Raw genomic sequence first — 2,314 nt, forward strand, 5'->3', positions numbered from 1 at the left:
AAGGATGCCAGGGTCTACGAGGCCATCGAGATCATCAAGCAGTTCATGAGGGATTACGGTTACATCGATTAACGATCGAATCCCGGCTTAAGCACCCCCCTTCTCCATCCAGGGGAGGGGGGTTCTTTTTTACAGTCCCTCGGAAACCGAGGCTTACGATGGGGTGAGGCGATTGGATTTTTTGACCGGTTTCATCTTGACCGTTGAGAAAATGAACGACCGGATGGGCAAGGTAGTGGCCTTTCTCGTCTATCCGACAATGCTGGTGCTGGTGTACGAGGTGATAATGAGGTATGCCTTCGGCAGGCCGACCATCTGGGCCCACGAGACCTCCTGCATGCTCTACGGGGCCCACTTCATACTTGGCGGGGCTTACGCCTTGCGGCACAACGCCTTCGTCAACGTGGAGGTCTTCTATGTGCGTTTCCCAAAGCGTACGAAGGCCATCCTGGACCTTTTCACCTGGACCATGTTCTACGCCTTCGTGGGGGTCATGCTCTGGAAGAGCGCGCCCTGGGCCTGGGAAAGCCTCCAGGTGAACGAGTTCAGCGACAGCACCTGGGGCCCTCTACTCTGGCCGATCAAGTGGACCATACCCTTCGCGGCCGTCTTCATGCTGCTGCAGGGGATGACCAAGACCATCAAGGACCTGCATCTTGCCCTGACAGGGCGCGATATCATTGCCGCGGCCGATGCGGAAGCCACGGGCGGAAATTGAGGTGACCCCATGGATATCGGACTAATTTCCATCCTTCTTTTCGGCGGCATGTTCCTTCTTTTAGCACTGGGGCTCCCCGTAGCTTTCGTCCTGGGCGGGCTGGCCACGGTCTTCACCGCCGTTTTCTGGGGTCCCGAATCACTCTTCATCATCGTGGCCAGGACCTTTTCGATGATGTCCACCACGACGCTGGTGGCGGCCCCACTTTTCGTGCTGATGGCTACCGTCCTGGAGCGTTCGGGCGTGGCGGAAGGGCTGTACGAAATGATGTACCGCTGGTCGGGGGGCCTCAGGGGAGGCCTGGCGGTGGGCACCGTCCTGGCCTGCACGCTGATAGCCGCCATGTCCGGCATAGCCTCCACGGGAGTCGTGGTCATGGGCGTTATGGCCCTCCCCGCCATGCTCAAGCGGGGTTACGACAAGAGGCTGGCCACGGGCTGCATCCTGGCGGGGGGAGTCCTGGGACCGCTGATCCCTCCCAGCATCTCCCTGGTCCTTTACGGCACCATAGCCCAAGTCTCCATCGGCGGCCTCTTCGCCGGTGGCATGGGTGCCGGGATCCTCTGTTCCTTCCTGATAATCGGCTATATTTTGATCAGGTGCTACATAAACCCGGCACTTGGGCCCGCCATCCCTCCCGAGGAGAGGGCCGACTGGAAGGGCAAGGTGGCTTCCCTCAAGGGCGTGATCCTGCCCCTGCTGCTGATCATCGCCGTTTTAGGCTCCATCTACACCGGGATAGCTACGCCGACCGAGGCCGCCGCCGTGGGAGCCCTGGGCGCCTTCGTCTGCAGCGCCATCCACAGGCGGCTGAACTGGGAACTGATAAAAAGCGTGGCCTACACCACCATCCAGGTCCAGGGCTTCATGATGTGGATCCTCTTCGCAGCCCAGGGGTTCGCGGCGGTTTACATGGGGCTGGGCGCCTCCAGGATGGTCATCAGGCTGGTCGAGACCTACGAGATCGGATGGTGGACTATGCTGATAGGGATACAGGTTGTCTGGTTCCTCCTGGGTTGCGTCATCGACGCCTGGAGCATCCTTATGATAACCCTGCCCATCCTGCTTCCCATACTTCCCCTTTACGGCTTCGACCCCCTGTGGCTGGGCGTGCTCTACGCGGTCAACACCCAGACGGGTTATCTCACTCCTCCCTTCGGCACGATGCTGTTCCTGATAAAGGGGATCGCACCGAAGGAAGTGACCATGAACGACATCTACCGCTCGATTGTGCCCTTCGTGGCGACCCAGCTGGTCTGCCTGGCCTTGTGCATCATCTTCCCCAAGATCGTCACCTGGCTGCCCGACCTCCTTTTCAATTAGGGACCGGGGACGCTTCGAGGGATATTCGACAGGGGCCTGCCCAAGGGCAGGCCCCTGTTTCGATCCTTCTCCTGCTCAGCGGCGGTTTTTTATCAATACCGGACAAAAACCCTGTTTCGGCCGACCTGAAACGGAGGGCCCTGTCCCTGTCCGGCGACAACTGCAAAAGAGATCCCTTGACAGATCCGCCGAAGCCGGATAGAATCCCCTACAATTAGCCCCAAACAGCGAAGGGAAAGGAGGAGGCCCATGAGCACTTCAGCAGCATGCCAG

The 2,314-nt window shown here is 59.5% G+C and carries 2 protein-coding genes; both read left to right on the forward strand.

Annotation, left to right across the window (positions count from 1 at the left end):
• Positions 1 to 172 precede the first annotated feature (172 nt).
• On the forward strand, positions 173 to 718 hold the full coding sequence (locus GX108_02145) for a TRAP transporter small permease subunit (protein ID NLO55848.1): 546 nt from the start codon (positions 173 to 175) through the stop codon (positions 716 to 718).
• A gap of 9 nt (positions 719 to 727) precedes the next feature.
• Positions 728 to 2,041, forward strand: a complete 1,314-nt coding sequence (locus GX108_02150) for a TRAP transporter large permease subunit (GenBank protein NLO55849.1) — start codon at positions 728 to 730, stop codon at positions 2,039 to 2,041.
• The last annotated feature ends 273 nt before the right edge of the window (positions 2,042 to 2,314 follow it).

This window comes from Thermovirga sp. (assembly GCA_012523215.1).
In the GTDB taxonomy this organism is placed as follows: domain Bacteria; phylum Synergistota; class Synergistia; order Synergistales; family Thermovirgaceae; genus 58-81.

What these genes read in the sequence shown, in the direction of transcription:
- GX108_02150 (NLO55849.1), top strand. Translation starts at nt 728, where the DNA reads ATGGATATCGGACTAATTTCCATCCTTCTTTTCGGCGGCATGTTCCTT.